General features: G+C 70.9%; 22 protein-coding genes and 2 pseudogenes. 7 read left to right on the plus strand and 17 right to left on the minus strand.

Going from position 1 to position 23,572, the window contains the following annotated elements:
• Positions 1-111: 111 nt before the first annotated feature.
• The 13 genes from ACZ7OH_RS50345 to ACZ7OH_RS50405 all read right to left on the minus strand — a co-directional run bounded on the left by ACZ7OH_RS50345 (position 112) and on the right by ACZ7OH_RS50405 (position 11,632).
• A complete protein-coding gene (locus ACZ7OH_RS50345; RefSeq protein WP_470287466.1) occupies positions 112-594 on the minus strand; it encodes a hypothetical protein in 483 nt (160 codons plus the stop codon).
• Positions 591-1,073, minus strand: a complete 483-nt coding sequence (locus ACZ7OH_RS50350; protein WP_470287467.1) for a hypothetical protein — start codon at positions 1,071-1,073, stop codon at positions 591-593. The genes ACZ7OH_RS50345 and ACZ7OH_RS50350 overlap by 4 nt, the downstream gene beginning before the upstream one ends.
• Positions 1,070-2,305 (minus strand): MCE family protein, encoded by a 1,236-nt coding sequence (locus tag ACZ7OH_RS50355; RefSeq protein ID WP_470287468.1) that lies wholly within the window; start codon positions 2,303-2,305, stop codon positions 1,070-1,072. Before ACZ7OH_RS50355 ends, ACZ7OH_RS50350 begins: the two co-directional genes overlap by 4 nt.
• Positions 2,302-3,447 (minus strand): MCE family protein, encoded by a 1,146-nt coding sequence (locus tag ACZ7OH_RS50360; RefSeq protein WP_400889386.1) that lies wholly within the window; start codon positions 3,445-3,447, stop codon positions 2,302-2,304. Before ACZ7OH_RS50360 ends, ACZ7OH_RS50355 begins: the two co-directional genes overlap by 4 nt.
• On the minus strand, positions 3,444-4,637 hold the full coding sequence (locus tag ACZ7OH_RS50365) for an MCE family protein (RefSeq protein ID WP_470287469.1): 1,194 nt from the start codon (positions 4,635-4,637) through the stop codon (positions 3,444-3,446). Before ACZ7OH_RS50365 ends, ACZ7OH_RS50360 begins: the two co-directional genes overlap by 4 nt.
• Positions 4,634-5,665, minus strand: coding sequence for an MlaD family protein (locus tag ACZ7OH_RS50370; protein ID WP_400889382.1), 1,032 nt, complete (start codon positions 5,663-5,665; stop codon positions 4,634-4,636). Before ACZ7OH_RS50370 ends, ACZ7OH_RS50365 begins: the two co-directional genes overlap by 4 nt.
• The gene (locus ACZ7OH_RS50375) at positions 5,662-6,699 is read right to left on the minus strand and encodes an MCE family protein (RefSeq protein WP_470287470.1); all 1,038 of its coding nucleotides are present in this window, start codon (positions 6,697-6,699) and stop codon (positions 5,662-5,664) included. The genes ACZ7OH_RS50370 and ACZ7OH_RS50375 overlap by 4 nt, the downstream gene beginning before the upstream one ends.
• Positions 6,696-8,018, minus strand: a complete 1,323-nt coding sequence (locus tag ACZ7OH_RS50380; RefSeq protein WP_470287471.1) for an MCE family protein — start codon at positions 8,016-8,018, stop codon at positions 6,696-6,698. Before ACZ7OH_RS50380 ends, ACZ7OH_RS50375 begins: the two co-directional genes overlap by 4 nt.
• Complete coding sequence (locus ACZ7OH_RS50385) at positions 8,015-8,866, minus strand: MlaE family ABC transporter permease (protein WP_400889376.1); 852 nt, start codon at positions 8,864-8,866, stop codon at positions 8,015-8,017. The genes ACZ7OH_RS50380 and ACZ7OH_RS50385 overlap by 4 nt, the downstream gene beginning before the upstream one ends.
• Positions 8,866-9,654 carry an MlaE family ABC transporter permease gene (locus ACZ7OH_RS50390; protein ID WP_470287472.1) on the minus strand — a complete coding sequence of 263 codons (789 nt, stop codon included), beginning with the start codon at positions 9,652-9,654 and terminating at the stop codon, positions 8,866-8,868. Before ACZ7OH_RS50390 ends, ACZ7OH_RS50385 begins: the two co-directional genes overlap by 1 nt.
• 85 nt (positions 9,655-9,739) lie before the next feature.
• Positions 9,740-10,504 carry a glucose 1-dehydrogenase gene (locus ACZ7OH_RS50395; protein ID WP_470287473.1) on the minus strand — a complete coding sequence of 255 codons (765 nt, stop codon included), beginning with the start codon at positions 10,502-10,504 and terminating at the stop codon, positions 9,740-9,742.
• The gene (locus ACZ7OH_RS50400) at positions 10,501-11,358 is read right to left on the minus strand and encodes a 3-oxoacyl-ACP reductase (protein WP_470287474.1); all 858 of its coding nucleotides are present in this window, start codon (positions 11,356-11,358) and stop codon (positions 10,501-10,503) included. Before ACZ7OH_RS50400 ends, ACZ7OH_RS50395 begins: the two co-directional genes overlap by 4 nt.
• An 82-nt stretch (positions 11,359-11,440) precedes the next feature.
• A complete protein-coding gene (locus tag ACZ7OH_RS50405; RefSeq protein ID WP_470287475.1) occupies positions 11,441-11,632 on the minus strand; it encodes a ferredoxin in 192 nt (63 codons plus the stop codon).
• Between the two features lie 70 nt (positions 11,633-11,702).
• On the opposite strand from ACZ7OH_RS50405, the gene ACZ7OH_RS50410 reads away from it, so the two are divergent.
• The 3 genes and pseudogenes from ACZ7OH_RS50410 to ACZ7OH_RS50420 all read left to right on the plus strand — a co-directional run.
• Complete coding sequence (locus ACZ7OH_RS50410) at positions 11,703-12,866, plus strand: acyl-CoA dehydrogenase family protein (RefSeq protein ID WP_470287476.1); 1,164 nt, start codon at positions 11,703-11,705, stop codon at positions 12,864-12,866.
• A 9-nt stretch (positions 12,867-12,875) separates the two neighbouring features.
• Complete coding sequence (locus ACZ7OH_RS50415; RefSeq protein WP_470287477.1) at positions 12,876-13,892, plus strand: acyl-CoA dehydrogenase family protein; 1,017 nt, start codon at positions 12,876-12,878, stop codon at positions 13,890-13,892.
• A gap of 58 nt (positions 13,893-13,950) precedes the next feature.
• Positions 13,951-14,079 (plus strand): annotated as a pseudogene (locus ACZ7OH_RS50420) (LLM class flavin-dependent oxidoreductase); the annotation flags it as partial.
• Between the two features lie 83 nt (positions 14,080-14,162).
• Here ACZ7OH_RS50420 and ACZ7OH_RS50425 read toward each other — a convergent pair.
• The 4 genes from ACZ7OH_RS50425 to ACZ7OH_RS50440 form a co-directional block, all read right to left on the minus strand.
• Positions 14,163-15,299, minus strand: coding sequence for a serine hydrolase domain-containing protein (locus ACZ7OH_RS50425; protein WP_470287478.1), 1,137 nt, complete (start codon positions 15,297-15,299; stop codon positions 14,163-14,165).
• Between the two features lie 2 nt (positions 15,300-15,301).
• On the minus strand, positions 15,302-17,983 hold the full coding sequence (locus ACZ7OH_RS50430; protein ID WP_470287479.1) for a bifunctional acetate--CoA ligase family protein/GNAT family N-acetyltransferase: 2,682 nt from the start codon (positions 17,981-17,983) through the stop codon (positions 15,302-15,304).
• 2 nt (positions 17,984-17,985) lie between these two features.
• Positions 17,986-19,155, minus strand: coding sequence for an acetoin utilization protein AcuC (locus ACZ7OH_RS50435; RefSeq protein ID WP_470287480.1), 1,170 nt, complete (start codon positions 19,153-19,155; stop codon positions 17,986-17,988).
• 137 nt (positions 19,156-19,292) lie between these two features.
• Entirely contained in the window at positions 19,293-20,138 is an 846-nt protein-coding gene (locus tag ACZ7OH_RS50440; protein WP_470287481.1) for a sulfurtransferase, read from the minus strand.
• Between the two features lie 113 nt (positions 20,139-20,251).
• Here ACZ7OH_RS50440 and ACZ7OH_RS50445 point away from each other — a divergent pair, with 113 nt between their 5' ends.
• From ACZ7OH_RS50445 to ACZ7OH_RS50460, 4 genes and pseudogenes are all read left to right on the plus strand, one after another.
• Positions 20,252-20,968 carry an iron-dependent transcriptional repressor DtxR gene (locus ACZ7OH_RS50445; RefSeq protein WP_470287482.1) on the plus strand — a complete coding sequence of 239 codons (717 nt, stop codon included), beginning with the start codon at positions 20,252-20,254 and terminating at the stop codon, positions 20,966-20,968.
• On the plus strand, positions 20,965-22,149 hold the full coding sequence (galK, locus tag ACZ7OH_RS50450) for a galactokinase (protein ID WP_470287483.1): 1,185 nt from the start codon (positions 20,965-20,967) through the stop codon (positions 22,147-22,149). The genes ACZ7OH_RS50445 and galK overlap by 4 nt, the downstream gene beginning before the upstream one ends.
• A 78-nt stretch (positions 22,150-22,227) precedes the next feature.
• The gene (galE, locus tag ACZ7OH_RS50455) at positions 22,228-23,217 is read left to right on the plus strand and encodes a UDP-glucose 4-epimerase GalE (protein ID WP_470287484.1); all 990 of its coding nucleotides are present in this window, start codon (positions 22,228-22,230) and stop codon (positions 23,215-23,217) included.
• A gap of 135 nt (positions 23,218-23,352) precedes the next feature.
• A pseudogene (locus tag ACZ7OH_RS50460) lies at positions 23,353-23,496 on the plus strand (UDP-glucose 4-epimerase GalE); the annotation flags it as partial.
• Positions 23,497-23,572 lie beyond the last annotated feature (76 nt).

Consider the following 23,572-nt stretch of genomic DNA (forward strand, 5'->3'; position numbering starts at 1 on the left):
CTACGAACGCAAACCCACCCACTACCTCGCCTTCCTTACCCTCGCCGCCGCCATCACCTGCTACAAGAAACTCGCCAAATGAGACAAGCCCTTAGAGCCGAGAAACAACTCCTACAGCGCAGTCAAAGAAGCAAGCTTCCAATGCCCATCAACCCGCCGAGCAGTAACAGCCAACTGAGCAACGGAAGACGAGGGCGCTCCCCCACCCTGAGTAACAGTCTGCTGATCCAAGAACAACAAGAGCGAAGCATCATCCCCCACCAACGACCGAACCCCCACAGCCCGAACCGTAGTAGTCCGAACCAGTTTCTCCGCAGCAGCACGAGTCCGAGCCGAAGAAAACTGGTCCTGATACTGACGAACGGCATCGCCAGTCAAAACCTGGGAAGCCGCGCGCTCGGTCCGAGCCAGATTCGCGTAGTCATAAGAAAAAACCGACTTCACGGCATCACTGACCTCGGCGGAAACGGAAGCAGTCCCAGCGGAATCCACCAAAGCCTGGTTGTCCCCAGGAGAAAGCGAAGCCGTCTCGACGCCGAACCACACCGCGCAGCCCAGAGCAACCACCACGATCGCCAGCAGAAGCCGCCTCATGACCCGGCCGCCTGAACGCCCGAGATCTTCCAGCCGTCAGCGGAACGAGAAACGTCTACAGTCAACCGGTTCAAACGCGGCGAAGCAGCGCCACCACCCGAAGAAACCCGGACGTCCAGCACCGCCAAAAGCCGCGCGGTCCCACGAGAGACGTCGATATCCGTCACCGCCGCCTGAACCAGCGACGCCGAAGACACCGTACGCGCAGTGGAAGCCCGGTCGATCTGCAACTGACGGTCGCCTGAAAGGTCTTTTCCGTATTGCCCCGTGGTAGCCGCGATCCAGCGGTCCACGTCCGCGCCGGCCGAGCGGTAGTCGATCGTGTTCAGCGTCACCAGCTCCGGGCCCGCCGCCGCCAGGACCGCGTCACGCTCCCGGCCGCGGGCGAAGGAATCGTCGGCGGCCGCCCGCCACCAAGACCAGCCCGAAAACGCGGCTGCCAAAACCGAAAGCACCGCGGCCACGATCAGAATCTTCACGGCGCGCCCAACAACCGGCCAAGGCCACCGGAAGAAGGACCAGTAAGCAGGCTCAACATCCCCGGCAGCTGAGCCTGCGAAGGCGCCGACGCAGTCTGTGAAGGGGCCGCCGGAATCGCCGGCGGTTTCCCGGCGTAAGGCGCGTTCTGGGCACCGCGCACCCCCGTCGGGCTGCCCGGCGGCTCGGCGCAGTACGCGTTCATGTTCACCGGCGCCTCGGTCTCATCGTTCGCCGGACGCTGCTTCGTCCCCTCGTACCCCTTCGTGCACGAAGCCGGGTCGAAGAAGTTGAACACCACGCCCAAGTGCCCCGTGCCGTCCGGGGACGTCGACGGCGAGAACGCCCCGATGATCGGGTACGCCACGAGCAGTTCCTCGAGGGAGTCGCGACGGGACGACGTGATCTGCGCGGTGGTCAGCAGGTTCGCGAACAGCACGCCCAGGTCGGTGCCGGACGCCGCGAGCACGTCGCTGATCTGCCGGCTCAGCCTCGGCGCCTCCGCGATCACCCGCCGCAGGTCCGGATCGGACTTCTTGAGCTGGCCCGCAATCGTGCGCAACCCGGATGCGAAGTCCGTGATGTTCGCCGCTTGCCGCTGCTGCGTGTCCAGCACCACCCGCGAGTTCGACAGCAACCCCTGCGTCTGCGGGACGTACTGCGCGGCGACGGCGGTCAGGGAACCCGTGCTGTCCAGCAGCTGCTGCAGTTCCGGCCCCGCGCCGGCGAACGCGTTGTACGTCTCGTCGACGACCGTCCGCAGCGACTCCGGGTGCACGCTCGCGACGAGATCGTCCAAATGCGTGAGCACCGTGTCCGGCGACGGCGGCAGCGACGTCTTGTCCACCGTGATCACCGAGCCGTCCTTCAGGAACGGCCCACCGTTGTGCAGGGGAAGGAGGTCGACGAACTGCTCCCCCACCGCCGACCGGTTCGCCACCTGCGCGTGCGCGTCGGCCGGGATGTCCGGGGCCCCCGCGTCGATGTCGAGCGCGACGTCGACGCCGTGCTCGGTGAGCGTCATCGACGTCACCCGCCCGACCGTCACGCCGCGGTAGGCGACCTCGGAGTTGACGAAGATGCCGCCGGAGTCGGCCAGCTGCGCGGTGACGACGTAGCCGCGGTTGCCGAAGAGCCGGTCCAGCCCGGCGTAGTGGCCGCCGGCGTAGACGACCGACACCACCGCGATCACGACGAACGCGAACAGCTGGATCCGGATCTTGCGGGTGGTCACTTGCCGCCCCCGATCAGGCCGAGCAGGCCGCCCAGCAGGTTCGGCCCCGCCGACTGCGGAACCGAACCGAGGTCGGGCAACGGCAGCGGTGGCGCGACGGCGGACGGCTGCCCGGACGGCAACGCGATCGGCGGCTGCGACGAGTTCGTGAAGTTCGAGATCAGCGTGTCCAGGTCGAGGTTCACGTTGGCCTCGACGTTCGCGTAGTCACCCTTGATCACGTTGCCCGCGTAGTCCGGGAACGGGTAGGTCAGCAGGATCTGCAACGCGTTCGGCAGGTTGGAACCCGCTTCGCCGAGCTTCGTCAGCGTCGGCTGCAGCGCCTTGAGGTTCGCGACGAGCTCGTCGCGGCTCTTCGTCACGGTGTCGACGGCGACGCCGGAGAGCGTGTTGAGCGCGTTCAGCATCCCGACCAGCTGGTCGCGTTGGTCGGTGACGATCTTCAGGCCCGGCGCGAGGTTGTCGAGCGCGTTCGACAGGTTCTGCGTCTGTCCGGCCAACGTGTGGGACAGCTTCCCGAGCCCGTCGATCGCGCGGAGGATCTCGGTGCGGTGCCCGTCGAGCTGGGTCGCCAGTTCGTCCACTCGGGACAGCAGCGCGCGGATCTCCGGCTCGTTGCCGGACAGCGCGTCGTTCAGCTCGTGGCTGATCTTCTGGATCTGCTCGACGCCGCCGCCGTTGAGCAGCAGGGAAAGCGCGCCGAGCACCTCCTCGACCTCGGGGTTGCGGTTGGTGCGCCCGAGCGGGATCTGCGCGCCGTCGCCGAGGTGACCGGTGGCGGGCTCGGCCGTCGGCACGCTCAGCTCGACGAACTTCTCGCCCAGGAGTGACGACTGCTTCAGCTCGGCCCGCGCGTTCGCGGGCAGCGCGATGTCGCCGTTGACGGTCATCGCGACCAGCGCGGACCGCGTGTCCGGCGTCAGCGTGACCTTGTCGACCCGTCCGACGGCGACGTCGTTGACCTTGACGCTGGACTGCGGCACCAGGTCCAGGACGTCGGTGAACAACGCGGTCACGTGGTACGGGTGGTCGCCGACGTCGGCGCCGCCCGGCAGCGGCGTGCCGTAGAGGCCGTTGAACCCGCCGTCGCTGCAGCCGGCCAGCACGAGCAACCCGGCGAGCACACCTGCGAACCGCTTCACTTCGCACCGCCCGAAAGCTGTTCCATGACGTCGACGAGCGGAAGTGGCAGCGGCGGAAGCGTCCCGTTCTCCAAGGAGTTGATCACCTGCGGGATGGTCGGCAGCTTCAACGCCCCGTCGAGGACCGGCGCCAGCTGCTTGCAGATGTTCCCCAGCGTGTCCGGGATCTGCTTCGGCGTGAACGAGCTGATCAGCCGGCAGACGGTGAGGATCGGCGGGTTGGTCAGCTCGTTCAGGTTGTCGCGGACGGCGATGGTGCCGGACGCCGCGTCGTAGGAGTTGATGAAGTTGGTCGCGCCGGTCGGCGCGATGTCGAGCACCTCGGCGAGCGAGGCCCGCTGGTCGACCAGGACCTTCGACAGCGACGCCAGCTTGTCCACATTGGACTCCAGCGCGCCCTTGTTGTCGTTGACGAACTGCTGCACGTCGCCGAGCGCCCCGCCGAGGGACTGCAAGGCCGCCCCGACGTCGGAAGAGTCCGCCGCGAGGAACTGGCTGACGTCGGCGACGCGCCCGTAGAACTCGTTGAGCTGCTGGTCGCTCTGCGCCAAGGCGCCGGTGAAGGAGTTGAGGTTCTGCACGGTCGAGAACAGGTCGTCCTTCGAGCCGTCGAGGGTCTTGGCCAGCTCGGCGAGCTGCCCGACCGTCGAGTTCAGCGAAGCACCGTTGCCCTTCAACGTGTTCGCCGCGGTGTCCAGGACGCCGGACAGCGCGCCGTCCTTGTTGGCGCCGTTGGGTCCCAGCGCCGTCGACAGCTTGTCCAGGCTCGAGTACAGGTCGTCCAGTTCCACCGGCGTCGCCGTGCGGTCGCGCGGCAGGACCGTTCCCGTCGCCAGGGTCGGCCCGCTGTCGTACGCCGGGGTCAGCTGGACGTACCGGTCGCTGACCAGGCTCGGCGCGACGACCACCGCGCCGACGCCGGCGGGCAGGGACACGTCGTCGACGCGCATGTCCACGCGCACGGCGTCGCCTTGCGGCGTGACGTCGGTGACCTGCCCGACCGGCACGCCGAGCACCCGCACCGACGAGCCCGCGTAGAGCCCGACCGTCTTGCCGAAGTACGCCGACAACGTGGTGCCCGTCGAAGCACGGAACACCAGCCACAGCCCGGCGGTGACCACCAGCGCCAGGACGCAGGCGAACGCCAGCCACGTCACGAGGCTGCGGCCGCGGTAGGTGCGGATGGTCATCGGCGGCCCACCCCCTGGTTCGGCGCCGCGATCGGCGGCGTGCAGCCTTCGGGGTTGATGGTGACGACGCCGGCGTTGATCGTCGGCGGCAGCAGGCCGCACAGGTAGCCCTCGAACCAGCGGCCGTTGCCGGTCGCGTTCGCGCCGACGCGGGCGAACGGCGCCATCAGCTGCAGGCTCTTGTCGAGGTTGCCCTGGTTGCGCTGCAGGATGTCGGTCACCTTCCCGAGCTTGTCCAGCGTGGGTTTGAGCTGCGCGCGGTTGTCCTGGACGAGCCCGGTGAGCTGCTGCGAGAGCTGCTGGGTGCCGGTGAGCAGCGCGTTGATCGCCTTCTTGCGGTTCTGCAGCTCGGTGAGCAGCAGGTTGCCGTCGCTGATCACGCGCTGGAGCTGGGCGTTGCGGTCGGACAGCGTCTTCGACACCTGGCTCGTGTTGGCCAGCAATGTGTGCAAGTCGGCGTCGCGGGAGGAGACGGTGCGAGCCAGCGACGACAAGCCGGTCAGCGTGTCCTTCAGGTACTGCGGGCTGTCCTTGAGGCTGTCGGACAACGCGTTGAAGCTGTCCGCGAGCTGCTTCGTGTCGATATCGCCGACTGTCGTCGACAGCTGCTCGAAAGCGTCCTGCAGCTGGAACGGCGTGCGCGTGCGGGCCTGCGGGATCGTCGAGTCGGGCTGCTGCGTGCCGTCGCCCTTCGGGTCGAGCGCGAGGTACTTCTCCCCCAGCAGCGTCTTGATCTCGATGGACGCGGTCGTCGCGTCGCCGACCCGGACGTCCTTGACGCGGAAGCGGACCAGCACCTGCTTGCCGGCCAGCTTCACCGACGACACCGTGCCGACCTTGACCCCGGCGACCTCGACCTCGTTGTCCGGGGCCAGCCCGGCGGACTCGCCGAAGTACGCCGAGTACGTCGTGCCGTTGCCGAAGAACGGGAGCTGGTCGGAGAAGTACGTCGTTGCCGTGACGAGCACGATCAGCACGAGCGCGACCGCGCCGACGCCTGCCTGGTTGCGATCCTTCAGCGGCTTCACGGACCACACCTCTCCGCGCGCTGGGTGCCGGGGATGGGGACGATCGGCACGGTGATGTCGAGCGAGGAAATGCCGATGGTGCCGGTGATCCCGCACAGGTAGTAGTTGAACCAGCTGCCGTAGCTCAGCGTCCGGGTGAACTTCTGCAGGTTGCCCGGCAGCACCTCGAGGAGGTGGTTGATCAGCTCTCCGGAGTCGCCGAGGTTCTGCGACAGCACGCCGAGCTGAGCGACGTCGTCCTTCAGCGCCGGCCGCGCGTCGGCGAGCAGGCCGGTCGTGGACACGGCGAGGTCGCCGAGCGCGCTGACCGCGTCGCCGATCGGCTTGCGCTGCTCGGCCAGGCCGCTGACCAGCTTCTGCGTCTGCTCGATGAGGTCGCCGAGCTGCGGGCCGTGGGCGTTGACCGTGCCGAGCACGGTGTTGAGGTTCGCGATGACCTGCCCGATCACCTGGTCCTTGCTCGCGATCGCCGTCGTCAGGGACGCGGTGTGCTGCAGCAGGCTGGTGATCGTGCCGCCCTCGCCCTGGAAGACGCTGATGATCTCGGCCGAGAGCTGGTTGACGTCCTTCGGGCTGAGCGCCTTGAACAGCGGCTTGAAGCCGTTGAACAGCACGGTCAGGTTCAACGCGGGTTTGGTGCGCTCCGGCGGGATCGTGCCGCCGTCCGGCAACGCGCGATCGCCCGGGACGTCGGTGCCGAGCGCGAGGTAGCGCTGGCCGACGAGGTTGCGGTACTTGATGGTCGCGGTCACCGTCTCCGGCAGCCGGTAGGCGTGCTCGACGTCGAAGCGCACCTGCGCCAGGTTCCGCTCGCCTTCGACAACCTCGATGGTGTCGACCTGGCCGACCTTGACGCCGGCGATGCGGACGTCGTCGCCTTCCTTGAGCCCGGACGCGTCGGTGAACTTCGCGAGGTAACCGGACGTCTCGCCGAAGTTCGTGTTCGCGATGGTGGCCGCCAGGATCCCGGTGAGCAGCACGGTGACGACGGCGAACACCGTGAGCTTGACGAGGGACGGGACGAAGCTCCTCACTTCAGCTCCACCTCCGCCCCGCGGTACAGCGGCCCGACGATCAGGCCGGCCCAGCCCGGCACGTCACCGGGCGAAGTGCCGAGCGCGGGCGAGGCGAGCAGGTCGATCAGGTCGTTTTCGTAGGCCGAGCCGACGATCGTGCCGCTCCCGCCGATCGCGCCGCCGCCGGCGGGCAGCGTCTCGGGCGGGTACTTCGGCGGCGGGGGCTTGGTGGAGCCGTCCTTGATGGCGCCGTCCGGCGGGTACTGCGGCCACACCCCGGGGTGCGGGACGCTCGGGTAGCAGCGCGGGCCGCGCTTGTCCTCGTACTTCGGCTCGTCGACGCCGGGGAGGTACTTGCCGCGGCTGGCGGCGAACTCGATGGTGACCCGGCTGACCTCGGGGTGCGCGGTGCCCTTGCCGAACGCCAGCTCCGCGCGCGGCACGGACTCCGCGAGCTGCCGCATCAGGCACGGGTACTCGGGCGCGTACTTCGCGAGGACGTCGAGCGTCGGCTGGATCGCCGTGGTGAGCCGGATCAGGTTGTCCTTGTTGACCTGCAGGAAGCTCGTCAGGTCCACCGAAGCCGCGGTCACCGTGGCGTAGAGGTCGGTCAGCTGCGCGCGCTGGTCGACGATCGTCCGGCTCGTCGTCGTCAGGTCCGACAGCGCCTGCAGCAGGTCCGGCGCGGCCTTGTCGTAGGTGTTCGCGACGTTCGCGAGGCCGGTGATGTCGGCCTTGACGTCCGGCAGCGAGGGGTTCAGCTTGCCGAGGTAGTCGCTGAGCTGCACGAGGGTCTGGCCGAGCTGCTTGCCGCGGCCTTCGAGCGCGGTCGACACCGCCGTCAGCGTGCTCGCCAGCTTCTCCGGCTGAACGGCCTGCAGCAGCGGCATGACGTCGTCGAGGACCTTCTGCAGCTCGATCGCCGCGCTGCTGCGGTCCTGCGGGATGACGTCGCCGGCCTTGATCGGGCCTTGCGAAGTCTCGGGCAGCTGCAGGGCGACGTACCGCTCGCCGAAGAGCGTCTTCGGCAGCAGCCGCGCGGAGACGTTCTTCGGGATGACGTGCGTCTTGTCCGGGTCCAGGGCCAGCTCCAGCTCGGCGTGGTCACCCTTCGCCAGCACCGAGCGGACCTCGCCGACGAGCATGCCGCGGACCTTGACGTCGCCGCCGGTGCGCAGCTGGCTGCCGACGCGATCGGTCTCCAGCTTCACGAGCGTCACCGGCGTGAACGCCTTGTTGTAGACGGCGAGGGTGCACGCGATGAACAACGCGGCCACGAGCAGGAAGGCGAGCCCCAGCACCTGGTACCGGAGCCGCTGCCGGAGCTCGCGCCTCATCCGGAGATCCTCACCGTCGTGTTCGCGCCCCAGATCGCGAGGGACAAGAAGAAGTCCAGCACCGAGATCAGGACGATCGACGTCCGCACCGCGCGGCCCACCGCGACGCCGACGCCGGCCGGGCCGCCGCTGGCGTTGAAGCCGTAGTAGCAATGGGACAGGATCACCAGCGCGCTGAACACGATCACCTTCCCGAACGACCAGAGGACGTCGCCGGGTGGCAGGAACAGCGTGAAGTAGTGGTCGTAGGTGCCCGCGGACTGGCCGTAGAGCCAGATGGTGATCTGCCGCGACGCGAGGTAGCTCGAAAGCAGGCCCACCGCGTACAGCGGGATCACCGCGGCGACGCCGGCGAGCACCCGCGTCGTCACCAGGTACGGCATGCTCGGCACGCCCATGACTTCGAGCGCGTCGATCTCCTCGGAGATCCGCATCGCGCCGAGCTGGGCGGTGAAGCCGCAGCCGACGGTCGCGCTCAACGCGAGGCCGGCCGAGAGCGGCGCGACTTCGCGGGTGTTGAAGTAGGCGGAGATGAACCCGGTGAGTGCGGCCGTGCCGAGCTGGTTGAGCGCGGAATAGCCCTGGAGGCCGACGATGAGACCGGTGAACAGCGTCATCCCGATCATCACGCCGAGCGTGCCGCCGATGACGGCGAGGCCGCCGGTGCCGAAGCAGACTTCGGTGAGCAGCCGCAGGGTTTCCCGGCCGTAGCGCCGGATCGTGCGCGGCGACCAGGCGAGCGCTTTCGCGGCGAAGGCGAGCTGCTTCCCGAGTCCTTCGAGGCTCTGGCCCGGACGCGCGATGTACTCGAGCGTCCGGTCGGTGGTGTCGAGGGGTTCGGCCGTCATCACATGGCCTTCGGCGGGACGATCCGCAGGTAGATCGCGGTGAGCACGACGTTGATGAGGAACAGCAGCAGGAACGTGATGACGACGGCCTGGTTGACGGCGTCGCCGACGCCCTTCGGCCCGGGCGGCGGGTTCAGCCCGCGGAACGCCGCGACGACCCCGGCGACGAAGCCGTACATCAGGGCCTTGATCTCGCTGACCCAGAGGTCGGGCACCTGGGCCAGCGCGTTGAAGCTGGCCAGGTACGCGCCGGGCGTGCCGCCCTGCAGGACGACGTTGAAGAAGTAGCCGCCGAGGACGCCGACCACGCTGACCAAGCCGTTGAGCAGCACCGAAACGACCATCGCGGCGAGCACGCGCGGCACGATCAGGCGCTGGATCGGGTTGACGCCGAGGACCTCCATGGCGTCGATCTCTTCGCGGATCTTGCGCGCGCCGATGTCCGCGCAGACGGCGCTGCCGCCGGCGCCCGCGACGAGCAGCGCGGTGATCAGCGGGCTGGCCTGCTGGACGATCGCCAGTGCGCTGGCCGCGCCGGTGAACGACTGCGCGCCGATCTGCGCGGTCAGCGAACCGAGCTGCAACGCGATCACCGCGCCGAACGGGATGGCGACCAGCGCGGTCGGCAGGATCGTGACGCTGGCGAAGAACCAGCACTGCTGGATCCACTCGCGGAACTGGAACGGGCGTTTGAAGATCGCCCGCAGGACCTCCCAGGAGAGCGTCGCGAGGCGGCCGACCTGGGTCAGGGCCGCGGTTCCCGGGAGCGTGCCGGTACTTCCGCTCACCACACCTCCCAGTAGGTCGTCGCTGACCTCCGAGTGTTCTCCATACCCGGTGCCCGATTTTCGTTAGCGGTGTTAACTGATCAAGTCAGAAACTGAGGTTGAGCGCGTGCGACGCCGTGGCCCCGCCGTCCGCGACGAACTCCGCTCCCGTGCAGTACGCGCTTTCGTCGCTGGCCAGGAATAGGACGAGCTTCGCGATGTCCTCCGGCTGCCCGACGCGGCCGAGCGCGACCTTCTTCCCGACGTACGACATGTCGACTTTCTGCCCGCCCGCCGCGGTCTCGACCATCTGCGTGTCGATCGCGCCGGGGTGGACCGAGTTGACGCGGATGTGCTTCTTGCCGAGCTCCATCGCGGCGACCTTGGTCATCCCGCGGATCGCGAACTTGCTCGCCGTGTAGGCGATCAGGAAGGGCATCCCGGCCAGTCCCTCCACAGAGGACACGTTGACGATGGAGCCACCGCCGGCGGCGGTCATCGGTTCAACGACCGAGCGCATCCCGAGAAACGCCCCGATCTGGTTCACCCGGATGACGCGTTCGTAATCGGCCAGCTTCGTCTTGCCGAGTTCCGAGAAATGGAGGATCCCCGCGTTGTTGACCAGCACGTTCGGCGCGCCGAACTCGGTCGCGGCCCGCTCGACCGCGGCCGCCCAGTCGTCCTCGCTGCCGACATCGAGGTGCTGGTAGACGGCCTGCTCCCCCAGTTCGGCGGCGAGCTGCTTGCCCTCGTCATCGAGGATGTCGGCGATCACCACCTTCGCGCCCTCGGCGACGAACGCGCGTGCGGCCGCGGCGCCCTGGCCGCGCGCCGCACCGGTGATCAGGGCGATCTTCCCGTCCAGCCTCATGACTCTCCCAGGATCTCGGTGGCGGCGAACATCCGGCCGGGGTCGCGGCCGGCGAAGAAGGCGCTGACCGACGTCTCGAGCTCGCCGAGGGACCAGCGGTGCTCGATCCGCGGCGGCTCGACCAGGGCGACCGTGCCGCCGTGGACGACGAACACCTGGCCGTTGACGTGCTCGGCCGCGGGCGAGGCGAGGTAGGCGACGAAGGGGGCGACGTGCTCGACCGAGAGCGGGTCGGCGCCCTCGGCGGGAGGAGCACCGAACACGCCCTCGGTCATCGCCGTCCGCGCCCGCGGGCAGATCGCGTTGGCGCGGACGCCGTACTTGGCCAGGCCGCGGGCGGCCGACATGGTGAGCGCGGTGATGCCGGCCTTCGCCGCGGCGTAGTTGGGCTGGCCGGGCGAGCCGATGAGGAAGGCTTCGGACGCGGTGTTGACCAGGCGCCCGTACACCGGCTGTCCGTCCGCTTTGGACTTGTCGCGCCAGTACTTCGTGGCGTTGCGGGACAACAGGAAGTGCCCGCGCAGGTGGACGCGCAGGACGGTGTCCCACTCGTCGTCGGACATCGAGAAGAGCATCTTGTCGCGCAGCACGCCCGCGTTGTTGACCACGATGTCGAGCCCGCCGAGGTCGAGCGCGGCGGCCACGAGCGTGTCCGCGGTGGCCCGGTCGCCGACGTCACCGGCCACCGCGACGGCCTTGCCACCGGCGCCTTCGATCTCTTCGACGACGTCCTTCGCCTCGGTGATGTCGTTGACGACGACGGTGGCCCCGCGCGCGGCGAGGGCGAGCGCTTCGGCCCGTCCCAGTCCGGCGGCGGCGCCGGTTACGATCGCTGTCCTGCCGATCAGGCTCACGCGAGGCCTCCTCATCGAGTCCTGTGACCGCGCCTACACTAGAATCTGTTCTTGCTCTCCGCAAGGGGTTCAGTGAACAGTGCTAACTGGCGATGAACAGGGCGTTCCTTGGGCATCCTTTGACCGCATCTGTAACTTGTTCTATCCGACCGGCCGGTACCGGGCCCGGCTGGATGACGAGCTCTTCGTCGTCGTCCAGGTCGAAGACGTCCGGCGCGAACCCGACACACACCGCGTTCGCCTCGCAGAGCGAACGATCGACGCCGATCTCCATGCTTCCTCCGCCGCGTGAGTCCTGGTACAACTAGAACAGGTTCTACTATAACGCCGGATCGAGGTGACGGGTGCGGATCGACTACACACCGGAGCAGCGCGCGCTGGCCGCGGAGCTTCGGGAGTACTTCGCCGAGCTGATGACGCCGGAGCGGCGGGAGAGCCTGCGCGCGGGCGGTGGCGAGTACGGCGACGGCTTGGCGTACAAGGAGATCGTCCGGCAGCTGGGCAAGGACGGCTGGCTGGCACTGGGCTGGCCGAAGGAGTACGGCGGGCAGGGCCGGCCGATGCTCGACCAGCTCATCTTCACCGACGAAGCGGCGATCGCCGGGGTGCCGGTCCCCTTCCTCACGGTCAACACCGTCGGGCCGACCATCATGCGCTACGGCACCGACGAGCAGAAGGCGTTCTACCTGCCGAAGATCGCCGCGGGCGAACTGCACTTCTCGATCGGCTACTCCGAACCGGAGGCCGGCACCGACCTCGCGTCACTGCGGACGCGCGCGGTGCGCGACGGCGACGAGTACGTCGTCACCGGGCAGAAGATGTGGACGAGCCTGATCGAGTACGCCGACTACGTGTGGCTCGCCGTCCGGACCGATCCGGACGCGAAGAAGCACCGCGGGCTGTCGATCCTGATCGTGCCGACATCGTCTTCGGGGTTTTCGTGGACGAAGGTGCACACGGTCGCGGGCGCGGGCACGAGCGCGACGTACTACGACGAAGTGCGCGTGCCGGTGTCGGCGCGCGTCGCCGAGGAGAACGCGGGCTGGCCGCTGATCACCAACCAGCTCAACCACGAGCGCGTCGCACTGACGTCGTCGGCGCCCGTCCGCAAGGCGCTCGCCGACGTCCTCGAATGGGCGAAGGAAACCGGCGCCATCGACCAGGAATGGGTGCGGCTGCACCTCGCGCGCGTGCACGCCGGCGCGGAGTACCTGAAGCTGCGGAACTGGCGGATCGCCTGGGCCGCCGCGGCGAGCGACCTCGGGCCGGCCGAGGCGTCGGCGACGAAGGTGTACGGCACGGAGTTCGCGATCGAGGCCTACCGGCTGCTGATGGAGGTGCTCGGCGCGGCCGCCGTCGTCCGCGACGGCTCGCCGGGTGCGGTGCTGGCCGGGCGGATCGAGCGGCTGCACCGGTCGGCGCTGATCCTCACCTTCGGCGGCGGCACCAACGAGATCCAGCGGGACATGATCGCCGCGACCGCCCTCGGCCTGCCCGTCACGCGCTAGGAGCGTTCCATGGACTTCACCCCTTCGGAGGCGTCGGCCGACCTGGCCGCGCTGACCCGGCGGATCATTGCCGGCAAGGCCACCCACGACCCGCACGGCACCGGCGGCTTCGACGCTCCACTGTGGACGGCGCTGGGCCAGGCGGGCGTGCTCGACGCGGCCCTGCCGTCGTCGCTGGGCGGCGGCGGGTTCGGCCTGCTGGAGCAGTGCGCGGTGCTCACCGAGATCGGCCGTGCGGTGGCGGGCGTCCCGTACCTGCCGTCGATCACGATGGCGGCGTCGGCGCTGGCCGAGTTCGGCACGCCGGAGCTGGTGGACCGCTGGGTGCTGCCGGTGCTGCGAGGAGAACGTGTTCTAGCGGTGGCGCTGTCCGGGTTCACCGCGTCCGGCGGCCAGTTGTCCGGTTCGCGGTCCGCGGTCGCGTTCGGCGCCTTCGCCCACGGTTTCCTGGTCGCCGCCGGAGACGAGGTCTTCCTGGTCGACGCGGCCGCGCCCGGGGTCTCGGTGCGGCCGCAGCGGACGACCGACCACGCCGATGCGTGCCTGTTGGAGCTTTCCGACGTGCCCGGGACGTCGCTGGGCGACATCGGCGAGTGGCTGCGCCTGCGCGGGACAGCCGGCGTGTGCGCGCAGCAGCTCGGCGTCGTCGAGCGAGCCCTGGAGCTGACGGCGGCGTACGCGGCCGAGCGCAAGCAGTTCGACCACGTCATCGGCGGTTTCCAGGCGGTCCGCCAGCGCCTCGCGGACGCCTACGTCGACGTCGAGGCCGTCCGGCTGACGTCGCTGCAGGCCGCCTGGCAGCTGGCTTCGGACCTGCCCGCGGCGGAAGCGGTGGCGACGGCCAAGTTCTGGGCCGCGGAAGCGGGACACCGCGTGGCCCACACGACGGTGCACGTCCACGGCGGCGTCGGCATCGACGTCGACCACGAGGTGCACCGCTACTTCACGGCCGCGAAACGCCTCGAGTTCGAGCTGGGCCCGGCGACCCCGCAGCTGCTGGCGCTCGGGAACCTGCTGGCCGGGTGATCGGCACCCCTGCCCCACCCCTGAAGACCGGTAGTTTGTGGCGAGTCTCGAACTGGCCGGAGAGGCACGCCGGCCGACGATGACCGCGATGACGGCCGCCACCCTGGACAACCAGTCCGGCGGCCGGTTCCGGCTCGGGCTCGGGGTGTCCGGCCCGCAGGTGCGGCGAGGCGCTCGCGCGGATCCGCGCGGGCCGCGCGAAGATCAGTGAAACCCTGGCCGCGTTCGACGTAGTGGCGACGGTCCCGCTGGCAGCCAGTCCCCTGGCCGTCAGCGCTCGGCCGCGTACTGCCAGAACTCCTGCATCAGCGGCGTCGGCTCCGGGCTCGTCATCTCCACCTGCGTCAGCAACACCGTCACCGTGCCCGTCGCCGGGTGGAGGTGCCAGGCCGTGCCTGCGCCGCCGACCCAGCCGTAGCGGCCCGGGACCTCCCACGGCCGCGTCGCCCGGACGTCGACCGATCCGCCGTAGCCCCAGCCCTGGCCGCGCAGGAACAGCCGCCCGGCCTCGCGCTGGGCCGGCGTCAGGTGGTCGGTCGTCATCCCGTGCACCGACTGCGCCGTCAGCAGCCGGTGGCCGTCGACCGTGCCTTCGTCCAGCAGGAACCGGGCGAACTTGAGCAGGTCGTCGGCCGTCGAGACCAAGCCCGCCGCGCCGGACGGGAACGCCGGCGCGCTGCTCCACCGGCCCTCCGGCGAGTCGATCAGCCGCAGCCCGCTCTCGCCGGGCCGGTACGCGCTGGTGAACCGGCCCAGCGCGGCGGTCGGCACCGCGAACCCCGTGTCGGCCATGCCCAGCGGCTCGAACACCCGCTCCGCCAGGAACTCCGGCAGCGACCGGCCCGCCACCCGCGCGATCAGCGCGCCCTGGATGTCGGACCCGGTGTCGTACAGCCACGCCTCCCCCGGCTGGTGCAGCAGCGGCACCTGCGCCAGCGCGGCCAGCCACTCGTCCGGCGCCAGCGCCCGCGGGGCCGCCGCCGGGTGGCCCAGCACCTGCAGCAGCAGGTCGACCGCGGGCAGCGTCATGTCCGCCGCGAGGCCGTACCCGCAGCGGAACGTCAGCAGGTCGGCCACGGTGATCGGGCGGACGGCGGGCACGACGTCGTCGACCGGCCCGGCCGGCGTCCGCACGACCACCGGCGACGCCAGCTCCGGCAGCCACCGCGCAATCGGGTCGTCCAGCGCGAGCTCGCCGTCGTCGACGAGCAGCAGGACCGCCGCGGCGACGATCGGCTTGGTCAGCGACGCGATCCGGAACAGCGAGTCGCGCGCCATCGGCACGGTGCCCTCGGTGTCGGCCGAACCCACGGCCGCCACTTCGAGCTGTCCGCCGTGCGCGACGAGCGCCACCGCGCCCGGGACGTCCTCGATGTGCTTGCTGAGCACCTCGGTCAAGGTCGGCATGGTCAGTCCAGGGGGTTGATGGCGCGCAGGCGCCGCGGGCCGGTGTCGGGCCGCGACGGCGGCGGCCCCAGCACGAGTCGGGCGTTGGCGACGAAGGCGCCGTCCGGCGACGCCAGGATCGGGTCGAGCACCAGCGAACGCACCTCCGGGTTGTCCTCGGCCAGCGCGGCGACGCGCAGCACCATGTCCTGCAGGGCGGCGAGGTCGGCGGGCTCGTCGCCGCGGTAGCCGGTGAGCAGCGGCGCCGTCCGCGGCTCGCGCAGCAGCGTGGCCGCGTCGACGTCGGTGAGCGGCACCGCCCGGTACGCGCGGTCGCCCAGCAGCGTGCTGACCAGCCCGGACAGCCCGAACGACACGAGCGTGCCGAACGACGGGTCGTCCTGCAGCCCGATCACGCACGACAGGCCCTTCGGGGCCATCCGCTGGACGTACACGTCGTCGTCGCCGGAGATCTCGCGCAGCGTTTCGTAGGCGGTGCGCACCGAGTCGGCCGACGCCAGGTCGAGCCGCACGCCCGCCAGGTCGGGCCGGCCGCGCAGCCGCTCGTCGACGGCCTTGAGCGTCACCGGATAACCCAGCTCGGCCGCCGCCGCGACGGCTTCGTCCACTGTGGACGCGACGCGGAACGGGACGACGTCGATGCCGTAGCAGCCCAGCAGCCGCACGACGTCGGTGTCGGACAGCAGCGTCGTCTTGCCGCTCTCCGCGTCGAGCAGTTCCCGCACGAGCCCTTGCGCCTGTTCGGTGTGGATCCCGGCCGGCCGCACCAGCGTGCCCTGCGGGCGCTGCCGCCAGGCCGCGTACCGGACGACCCTGGCGAGCGAGTTGACGGCGCGTTCCGGGCTCGGGTACGACGGGATCGAGCCGCGGGTCGGGACGCCGTCGCCGGTCGAGACGGCCAGCTCGTCGGGAACGCCTTCGGCGGCGAGGAACGTCGAGACGATCGGCTTGCGCTGCCCGAGTTCGACCACGGTTTCGCGCAGGGCGCGCGCGTACGCCGTGCCGGGGATCGCCACCGGCGGGGCGAACACGACGACCAGCGCGTCGGTGTCCGGCGACGTGAGCGCCTCGCCGACCGCCTTGGCGAAGTCGTCCGGACCGGCCTGCGGGCCGACGTCGACCGGGTCGAACGCCAGCCGCAGCCCCTGCATCCGCGCGGTGTCGGCGGCCAGCAGCCCGATCGCGCTGGAGTTGCCGACGATGCCGATCCGCGGCCCGGCGGGCAGCGGCTGGTGGGCGAACACGAGCGCGGTGTCGAACAGCTGCGCCAGTGACTCCACCCGTACGACGCCGGCCTGCTCGAACAGGGCCTGCACGCTGGCCTCGTCGATCTCGGTCGACGTCGCGGCCAGCTGCGGGCGGACCGCGTGCCGCCCCGACTTCACCGCGACGATCGGCTTCGTCCGGGCCAGGCGGCGCGCCAGCCGCGCGAACTTGCGCGGGTTGCCGAACGACTCGAGGTACAGCAGGACGAGGTCGGTGTCCGGGTCGGTTTCCCAGTACTGCAACAGGTCGTTGCCGGAGACGTCGGCGCGGTTGCCGGCCGAGACGAACGTCGACAGGCCGAGCCCGCGCGACTCGGCGTCGGCGAGGATCGCGGTGCCCAGGGCGCCGGACTGGCAGAAGAACCCGGTGCGCCCGCGCACGGGCAGGCGCGGCGCGAGAGTGGCGTTGAGGCGGATGCCGGGCGCGGTGTTGAGCACGCCGAGCGCGTTCGGGCCGACAACGCGCATGCCGTGCGCCCGCGCTTCGCCGACCAGCCGCAGCTCGGCGTGCAGGCCGTGCGGCCCGGCTTCGGCGAAGCCGCTGGAGAGGATCAGCAGCGTCTTGACGCCCTTCGCGAGACAAGCGTCCAAAACGGACTCGACGGACTCGGCGGGCACCGCCACGACGGCCAGGTCGACCGGGTCCGGGATGTCCAGCACCGACGGGTACGCGCGGACGCCCCGGACCGAGCGGTGCTCCGGGTTGACCGGGTAGACGGTGCCGGTGAACGCGGCGGCCAGGAGGTTCGCGAAGGCGACGTGCCCGACCTTGCCCGGCTCGGCGGACGCGCCGATCACCGCGACCGACGTCGGGTGCAGCAGGTTGTGCACGCTGCGCGCCTCGGCGGCCTGCTCCCGGGAGCGGGCGACCGCGAGGGACTCCTCGGTCGGGTCGATGTCGAACTCCAGGTGCAGCACGCCTTCCTCGATCTCGCGGCTGACCTGGTAGCCGGCGTCGCGGAAGACCCGCACCATGGCGGCGTTCTCGGCGAGCACCTCGGCGACGAACCGGCGCAGCCCGCACTCGGAGGCGGCCGCGGCGAGGTGCTCCAGCAGGATCGAGCCGAGCCCGCGGCCCTGGTGCGCGTCGCTGACGACGAAGGCGACCTCCGCCGACGGGCCGTGGTCGAGCCGTTCGTACCGGCCGACCGCGACGATGTCGTCGCCGAGGAAGGCGGCGAACGCGACGCGGTCGTGGTGATCGACCGTCGAGAAGCGCTTCAGGTCCTTCTCGGGAATGCGCGGGTAGGCGCCGAAGTAGCGGAAGTACCGCGTGCGCTCGGAAAGCTTGCCGTGGAAGGCGACCAGGCCGTCGGCGTCGGTGGGGACGATCGGTCGCAGGTGGACGGTGCCGCCGTCGGACAGCACGACGTCGGCCTCCCAGTCGCGGGGGTAGTCGAAAGGATCCCGGCCGGCCATCGTCAGTCCCTGGGGTCGTCCGGGTCGAGGCCGTGCAGGGGGAAGACGGCGCGGCGGGTGTCCCGGACGGCGACGTCCACCGGGTCGTCCTCGCCGTCGCCCCACGGCTTGAACTCGGTCTCGCGGTCGTCGGTCATCGCCTGCGGCAGCTCGGCGTTCGGCGCGGCCTTGGTGACGGTGGAGACCCAGCCGGGCGGCAGCGGCGTCGCCGGGGCGACGTCCCGGTCGAGGACGGTGGCGATCAGGTGCGTCCACGACCGCGGGACGACGCGGATCAGCTGGTAGCCGCCCCCGCCGACGGCGATCCACTTGCCGCCCGCGTACGTCTCGGCGAGGTCGCGGAGGGTGGCGTAGATGGTGCGGTGCCCGTCGACGGACAGGGACAGGTCGGCCAGGGGGTCTTCCTCGTGCGAGTCGACGCCGCACTGGGTGAACAGCAGCTGCGGCTCGAAGTCGGCGAGGAGTGAGGGAACGACGGCGTTGAAGGCGCGCAGCCACCCGGGATCGCGGGTGCGCGGCGGCAGCGGGACGTTGACCGCGGTGCCGTCGGCCTTCCCGCGGCCGGTCTCGGCGGAGTAGCCGGTGCCCGGCCAGAGCGTGAAGGGGTGCTGGTGCATCGAGATGGTGAGGACGCGGGGGTCGTCGTAGAAGGCGGCCTGGACGCCGTCGCCGTGGTGGACGTCGGTGTCGATGTAGGCGATGCGCTCGAAGCCGTGGTCGAGCAGCCACGAGATGGCGACGGCGCAGTCGTTGTAGACGCAGAAGCCGGAAGCCTGGTCGCGCATGGCGTGGTGCAGCCCGCCGGCGATGTTGACGGCCCGGGTGGCCTCGCCTTCGGCGATCTTCCGGGCGGCGAGCAGCGTCGAGCCGACGACGAGGGCGGAGGCGTCGTGCATGTCGGAGAAGACGGGGTTGTCGGCGGTCCCGAGCCCGTGCCCGACATCCCACCCGACGAGCGGCGCCTCCCGCACGGCGGCGATGTATTCGGGAGCGTGAACCCGGAGGAGCTCCTCGTCGCCGGCCCCGGTGGGGATGAGGAGCGGGACGTCGTCGAGCACGCCGAGTTCGGTGGCCAGCCGGACGGTGAGCTCCAGCCGGACGGGGTTGAACGGGTGGTCCCCACCCAGGTCATAACCGAGAAGGGCGGAGTCCCAAACGACGGCCGGCGACATGCGCTCGACTCTAGTGCCGATCGGGGGAACGCGTGGACCGGAAGTGCCGGGCACGGGGTAGCCCACCCACGGCGAAGGCGGCCCACCGGCGGGCGGCCGCCCGCCGGTCGGCGACGGCTCGGTCGGTTCGCGGGTCCTCAGCCCGGGAGGTCGCCCGTCGCCGCTGGGCGCTGTGGGTCGCGGGACCAGTGGGACCACGAGCCCGCGTACAGCCCCGCGCCCGGGTGGCCTGCCAGCTCCAGGGCGAGGACCACCGAACTCGCCGTCACCCCCGAACCGCAGTACGCGCCGACCGGCTCGCCAGGGCGCAGGCCCAGGTCCGCGAACCTGGCGGCCAGCTCCTCGGGCGCGCGCCAGTGGCCGTCGTCGGTCGTGTGGCCTGCGAACGGGGCGTTCACCGCGCCCGGGATGTGGCCCGCGCGCGGGTCGACCGGCTCGGTCTCGCCCGTGTAGCGGGGGTTCGCGCGCGCGTCCAGGAGCAGGCCGTCGCGGGCCAGGGCCGCGGCCTCGTCCGCGTCGAGCACCGGCAGGCCGCCCGGCCGGACCGTGATGTCCCCCGGCTCGGGCCGCGGCTGCTCCTTGCTCACCGGGAGACCGTCGGCTGTCCACGCAGCGTAACCACCGTCGAGCACCGCGACCTCGTCATGACCGGCCCAGCGCAGCAGCCACCACGCCCGCGCGGCCACCGAGCCGTCGGCGTCGTCGTAGACCACCACCGGCGCGCCCGTCCGGACGCCGGCCGCGCGCAGGTCGCGCTGCAGGTCGGCCGGGTCGGGCAGCGGGTGCCGGCCACCCTCGCCCGGCTCGCCCGCGAGCACGCGGTCGAGGTCGGTGAAGACCGCGCCGGGCACGTGGCCCTCGCGGTGGGAATCGGCGCCGGGCGGGCCGGCGAGCCGCCAGCGGACGTCGAGGACCACGGGCCGGTCCCCGGCCGGGCCGGCCAGCGCGGCGGCGAGGTCGGTGGTGCTGATCAGCGGACGCATGCCTCCCATCTTCCAGCGGCCGCCCGCCCGGCCGCGCCGGGGTGCGGACATATCCGTCACCGGCGAGTTGTTATCCCCAAGGCCCGCCGCCGCTGTCGGGGTCAACGACTACGATGAGCAACGCGGACGAAGGGGACAGCGTGAACGATCTCATCGACACCACCGAGATGTACTTGCGTACTATCTACGAGCTCGAAGAAGAAGGTGTCGTTCCGCTGCGCGCCCGCATCGCCGAGCGCCTGCAGCAGAGCGGACCGACCGTGAGCCAGACCGTCGCCCGGATGGAGCGCGACGGCCTCGTCGTGGTCGCCGACGACCGGCACCTCCAGCTGACCGACCACGGCCGCGAGCTGGCCATCGCCGTCATGCGCAAGCACCGCCTGGCCGAGCGCCTCCTCGTCGACGTCATCGGGCTCGAGTGGGAGCACGTGCACAACGAGGCGTGCCGGTGGGAGCACGTGATGAGCGAGGCCGTCGAGCGCAAGCTGGTCAAGCTGCTCGACCACCCGACCACCTCCCCCTACGGCAACCCGATCCCCGGCCTGGACAAGCTGGGCGACGGCGACCCGGCCCCGCCCGCGGAGGCCGACCTCGTCCGCCTGGACGAGTTCGCCCGCACCGGCGGCGGCCGCGTCGAGATCCGGCGCATCGCCGAGCACGTCCAGCTGGACGAGTCGCTGATGACCGAGCTCAAGTCCGTCGGCATCGTGCCGGGCGGCACGGTCACCATCGGCAAGGCCAACGGCGGCACCGTCGAGGTCACCGGCGGCGACAACACCGCCCAGGTCGCCAGCTCCGCGCTGCACGCAGTCCTGGCGCAGGCCAGGTGAGCCCCGCTTCGGAGGCCGTGGCGGCGTTCCGCACGGTCCACGGAGTCGCGCCCGCCGGCGTGTGGTCCGCGCCCGGGCGCGTCAACCTGATCGGCGAGCACACCGACTACAACGACGGCTTCGTGCTGCCGTTCGCCCTGCCGCACCGCCTGGCCGCGGCGGCGGCGCCCCGCGAGGACGGCGTGCTGTCCGTGGCCACCCTGGGCGACGACGGCCAGCTCCAGCGCTCCGGCGAGCTCAAGATCGCCGACCTGGCGCCGGGCGCCGTCGAGGGGTGGGCCGCGTACCCGGCCGGGGTCGCCTGGGTCATGCGCGACCAGGGCTTCACGGCCGGCGCCGACCTGGTCGTCGCCGGGGACGTGCCGTCGGGAGCGGGGCTGTCCTCCTCTCACGCGCTCGAGTGCGCGGTGTCGCTGGCGTTGCTCGGCCTGGCCGGGCTGGAGCTCGGCGTGCCCGGCGAGCGCGTCCCGACGCGGCCCCAGGTGGCGCGGTGGGTCCAGCGCTCCGAAAACGACTTCGTCGGCGCGCCCACCGGCCTGCTCGACCAGACGGCGTCCCTCTGCTGCACCGAGTCCCACGTCCTGTTCCTCGACGTGCGCTCCGGCGAGCAGGAGCAGGTGCCCTTCGGCCTGGCCGACGCCGGGCTGCAGGTGCTGATCATGGACACCCGCACCAAGCACTCGCACGCCGAGGGCGGGTACGGCGAACGTCGCCGCGGCACCGAGCGCGCCGCGGAGCTGCTCGAGGTGACGGCGCTGCGCGACATCACCGTCGAGGGGCTTTCCGCGGCTCTCGACCGGCTGCCCGAGGACCTGGTGCCGCTCGTCCGGCACGTCGTCACCGAGAACCAGCGGGTGCTCGACACGGTGGAGCTGCTGCGGGCCGGCCGGCTGGCCGACATCGGCCCGTACCTGGACGCTTCGCACGTCAGCATGCGCGACGACTACCGGATCTCCACGGCCGAGCTGGACCTCGCGGTCGACTCGGCGCGGGAGGCCGGCGCCCTCGGCTCCCGGATGACCGGTGGCGGCTTCGGCGGTTCGGCGATCGCGCTGGTGCGTGACGCCGACCTGGACGGGGTCAAGGCGGCCGTCGAAGCGGCGTACGAGAAGGCCGGCTACCGGCGGCCGCGGATGTTCACCGCGGTGCCGTCGCGCGGCGCCGGTCGCGACGAGGTCTGAGGCCCCGGGCGGACCCGCACGCTGCCGAGGGGGAAGACTGGCGAGGACAGTCATCAACCTCGGCAGGAAGGCCTGGATGTGTCGGAGCAGAGCAACGCCCTGAAGCTGGTCGTGACGGGCGGAGCCGGGTACGTCGGCAGTGTCTGCGCCGCCCGGCTGATCGAGGCCGGGCACCAGGTCACGGTCGTCGACGACCTGTCCACCGGCCACGCCGACGCCGTCCACCCGGACGCGCGGTTCGTCGAGGGCGACGCCGCCGAGGTGGCGGGCAGCCTGCTGCGCGAGGGCTTCGACGGCGTGCTGCACTTCGCGGCCAAGTCGCTGGTCGGCGAGTCGATGACGGAGCCGGCGAAGTACTGGGAAGGCAACGTCGTCACGTCGCTGCGGCTGCTCGAGGCCATGCGCGAGCACGGCACGCCGCGCCTGGTGTTCTCCTCGACGGCGGCGACCTACGGCGAGCCGGAGCAGTCGCCGATCCCGGAGTCCGCCCCGGCCCGGCCGACCAACACCTACGGCGCCACGAAGCTCGCGATCGACCACGCGATCACCAGCTTCGCCGGCGCGCACGGCCTGGCCGCGGTGAGCCTGCGGTACTTCAACGTCGCGGGCGCTTACGGCGCGTTCGGGGAGCGCCACACCACGGAAACCCATCTCATCCCTCTCGTCCTCCAGGTCGCCACGGGCGACCGCGAAAAGATCCAGATCTTCGGCGACGACTACCCGACGCCGGACCACACGGCGGTCCGCGACTACATCCACGTGGTGGACCTCGCGGACGCGCACCTACTGGCCCTGAAGAGCGCGACGGCGGGTGCGCACCGCATCTACAACTTGGGCAACGGCACGGGGTTCTCCGTTCTGCAGGTGATCGAGGCTTGCCGTGAGGTCACGGGCCACCCGATCCCGGCGGCGGTGGCGCCGCGACGGGCGGGTGATCCGTCGGTGCTCGTGGCGGCCAGTGACCGGGCTCGTGAGGACTTGGGGTGGAAGCCGGAGCGGACCGAGCTGACCGGGATCGTGCGGGACGCTTGGCAGTTCACCCAGTCTCGGCAGGGCGCTCGCAGCTGAGGTCGGCCAGCCGCGGGGCTTGCGGCCGGCGGGAATCGGCTGCGCTCGGACCCGGGCTCGACGGCCGCGCGAAGTTGAGTTCGCGGCTGTGGCTGGATGGCGGCTGTGCTCGGACCTGACCGCCGCGGGCTTGCGGCGGTCAGGCGTGCGCCGGTGCTCGTGGCGGCCAGCGACCGGGCTCGTGAGGACTTGGGGTGGAAGCCGGAGCGGACCGAGCTGGCCGGGATCGTGCGGGACGCTTGGGAGTTCACCCAGGCTCGGCAGGGCGCTCGCAGCTGAGGTCGCCGGGTCGTGGGGGCGCGGGAAGCAAGACACAACCCCCACAAACCCCTCCCCCCTTTCCCCCCCCGGGATT

Source organism: Amycolatopsis sp. NPDC114478 (assembly GCF_055633805.1).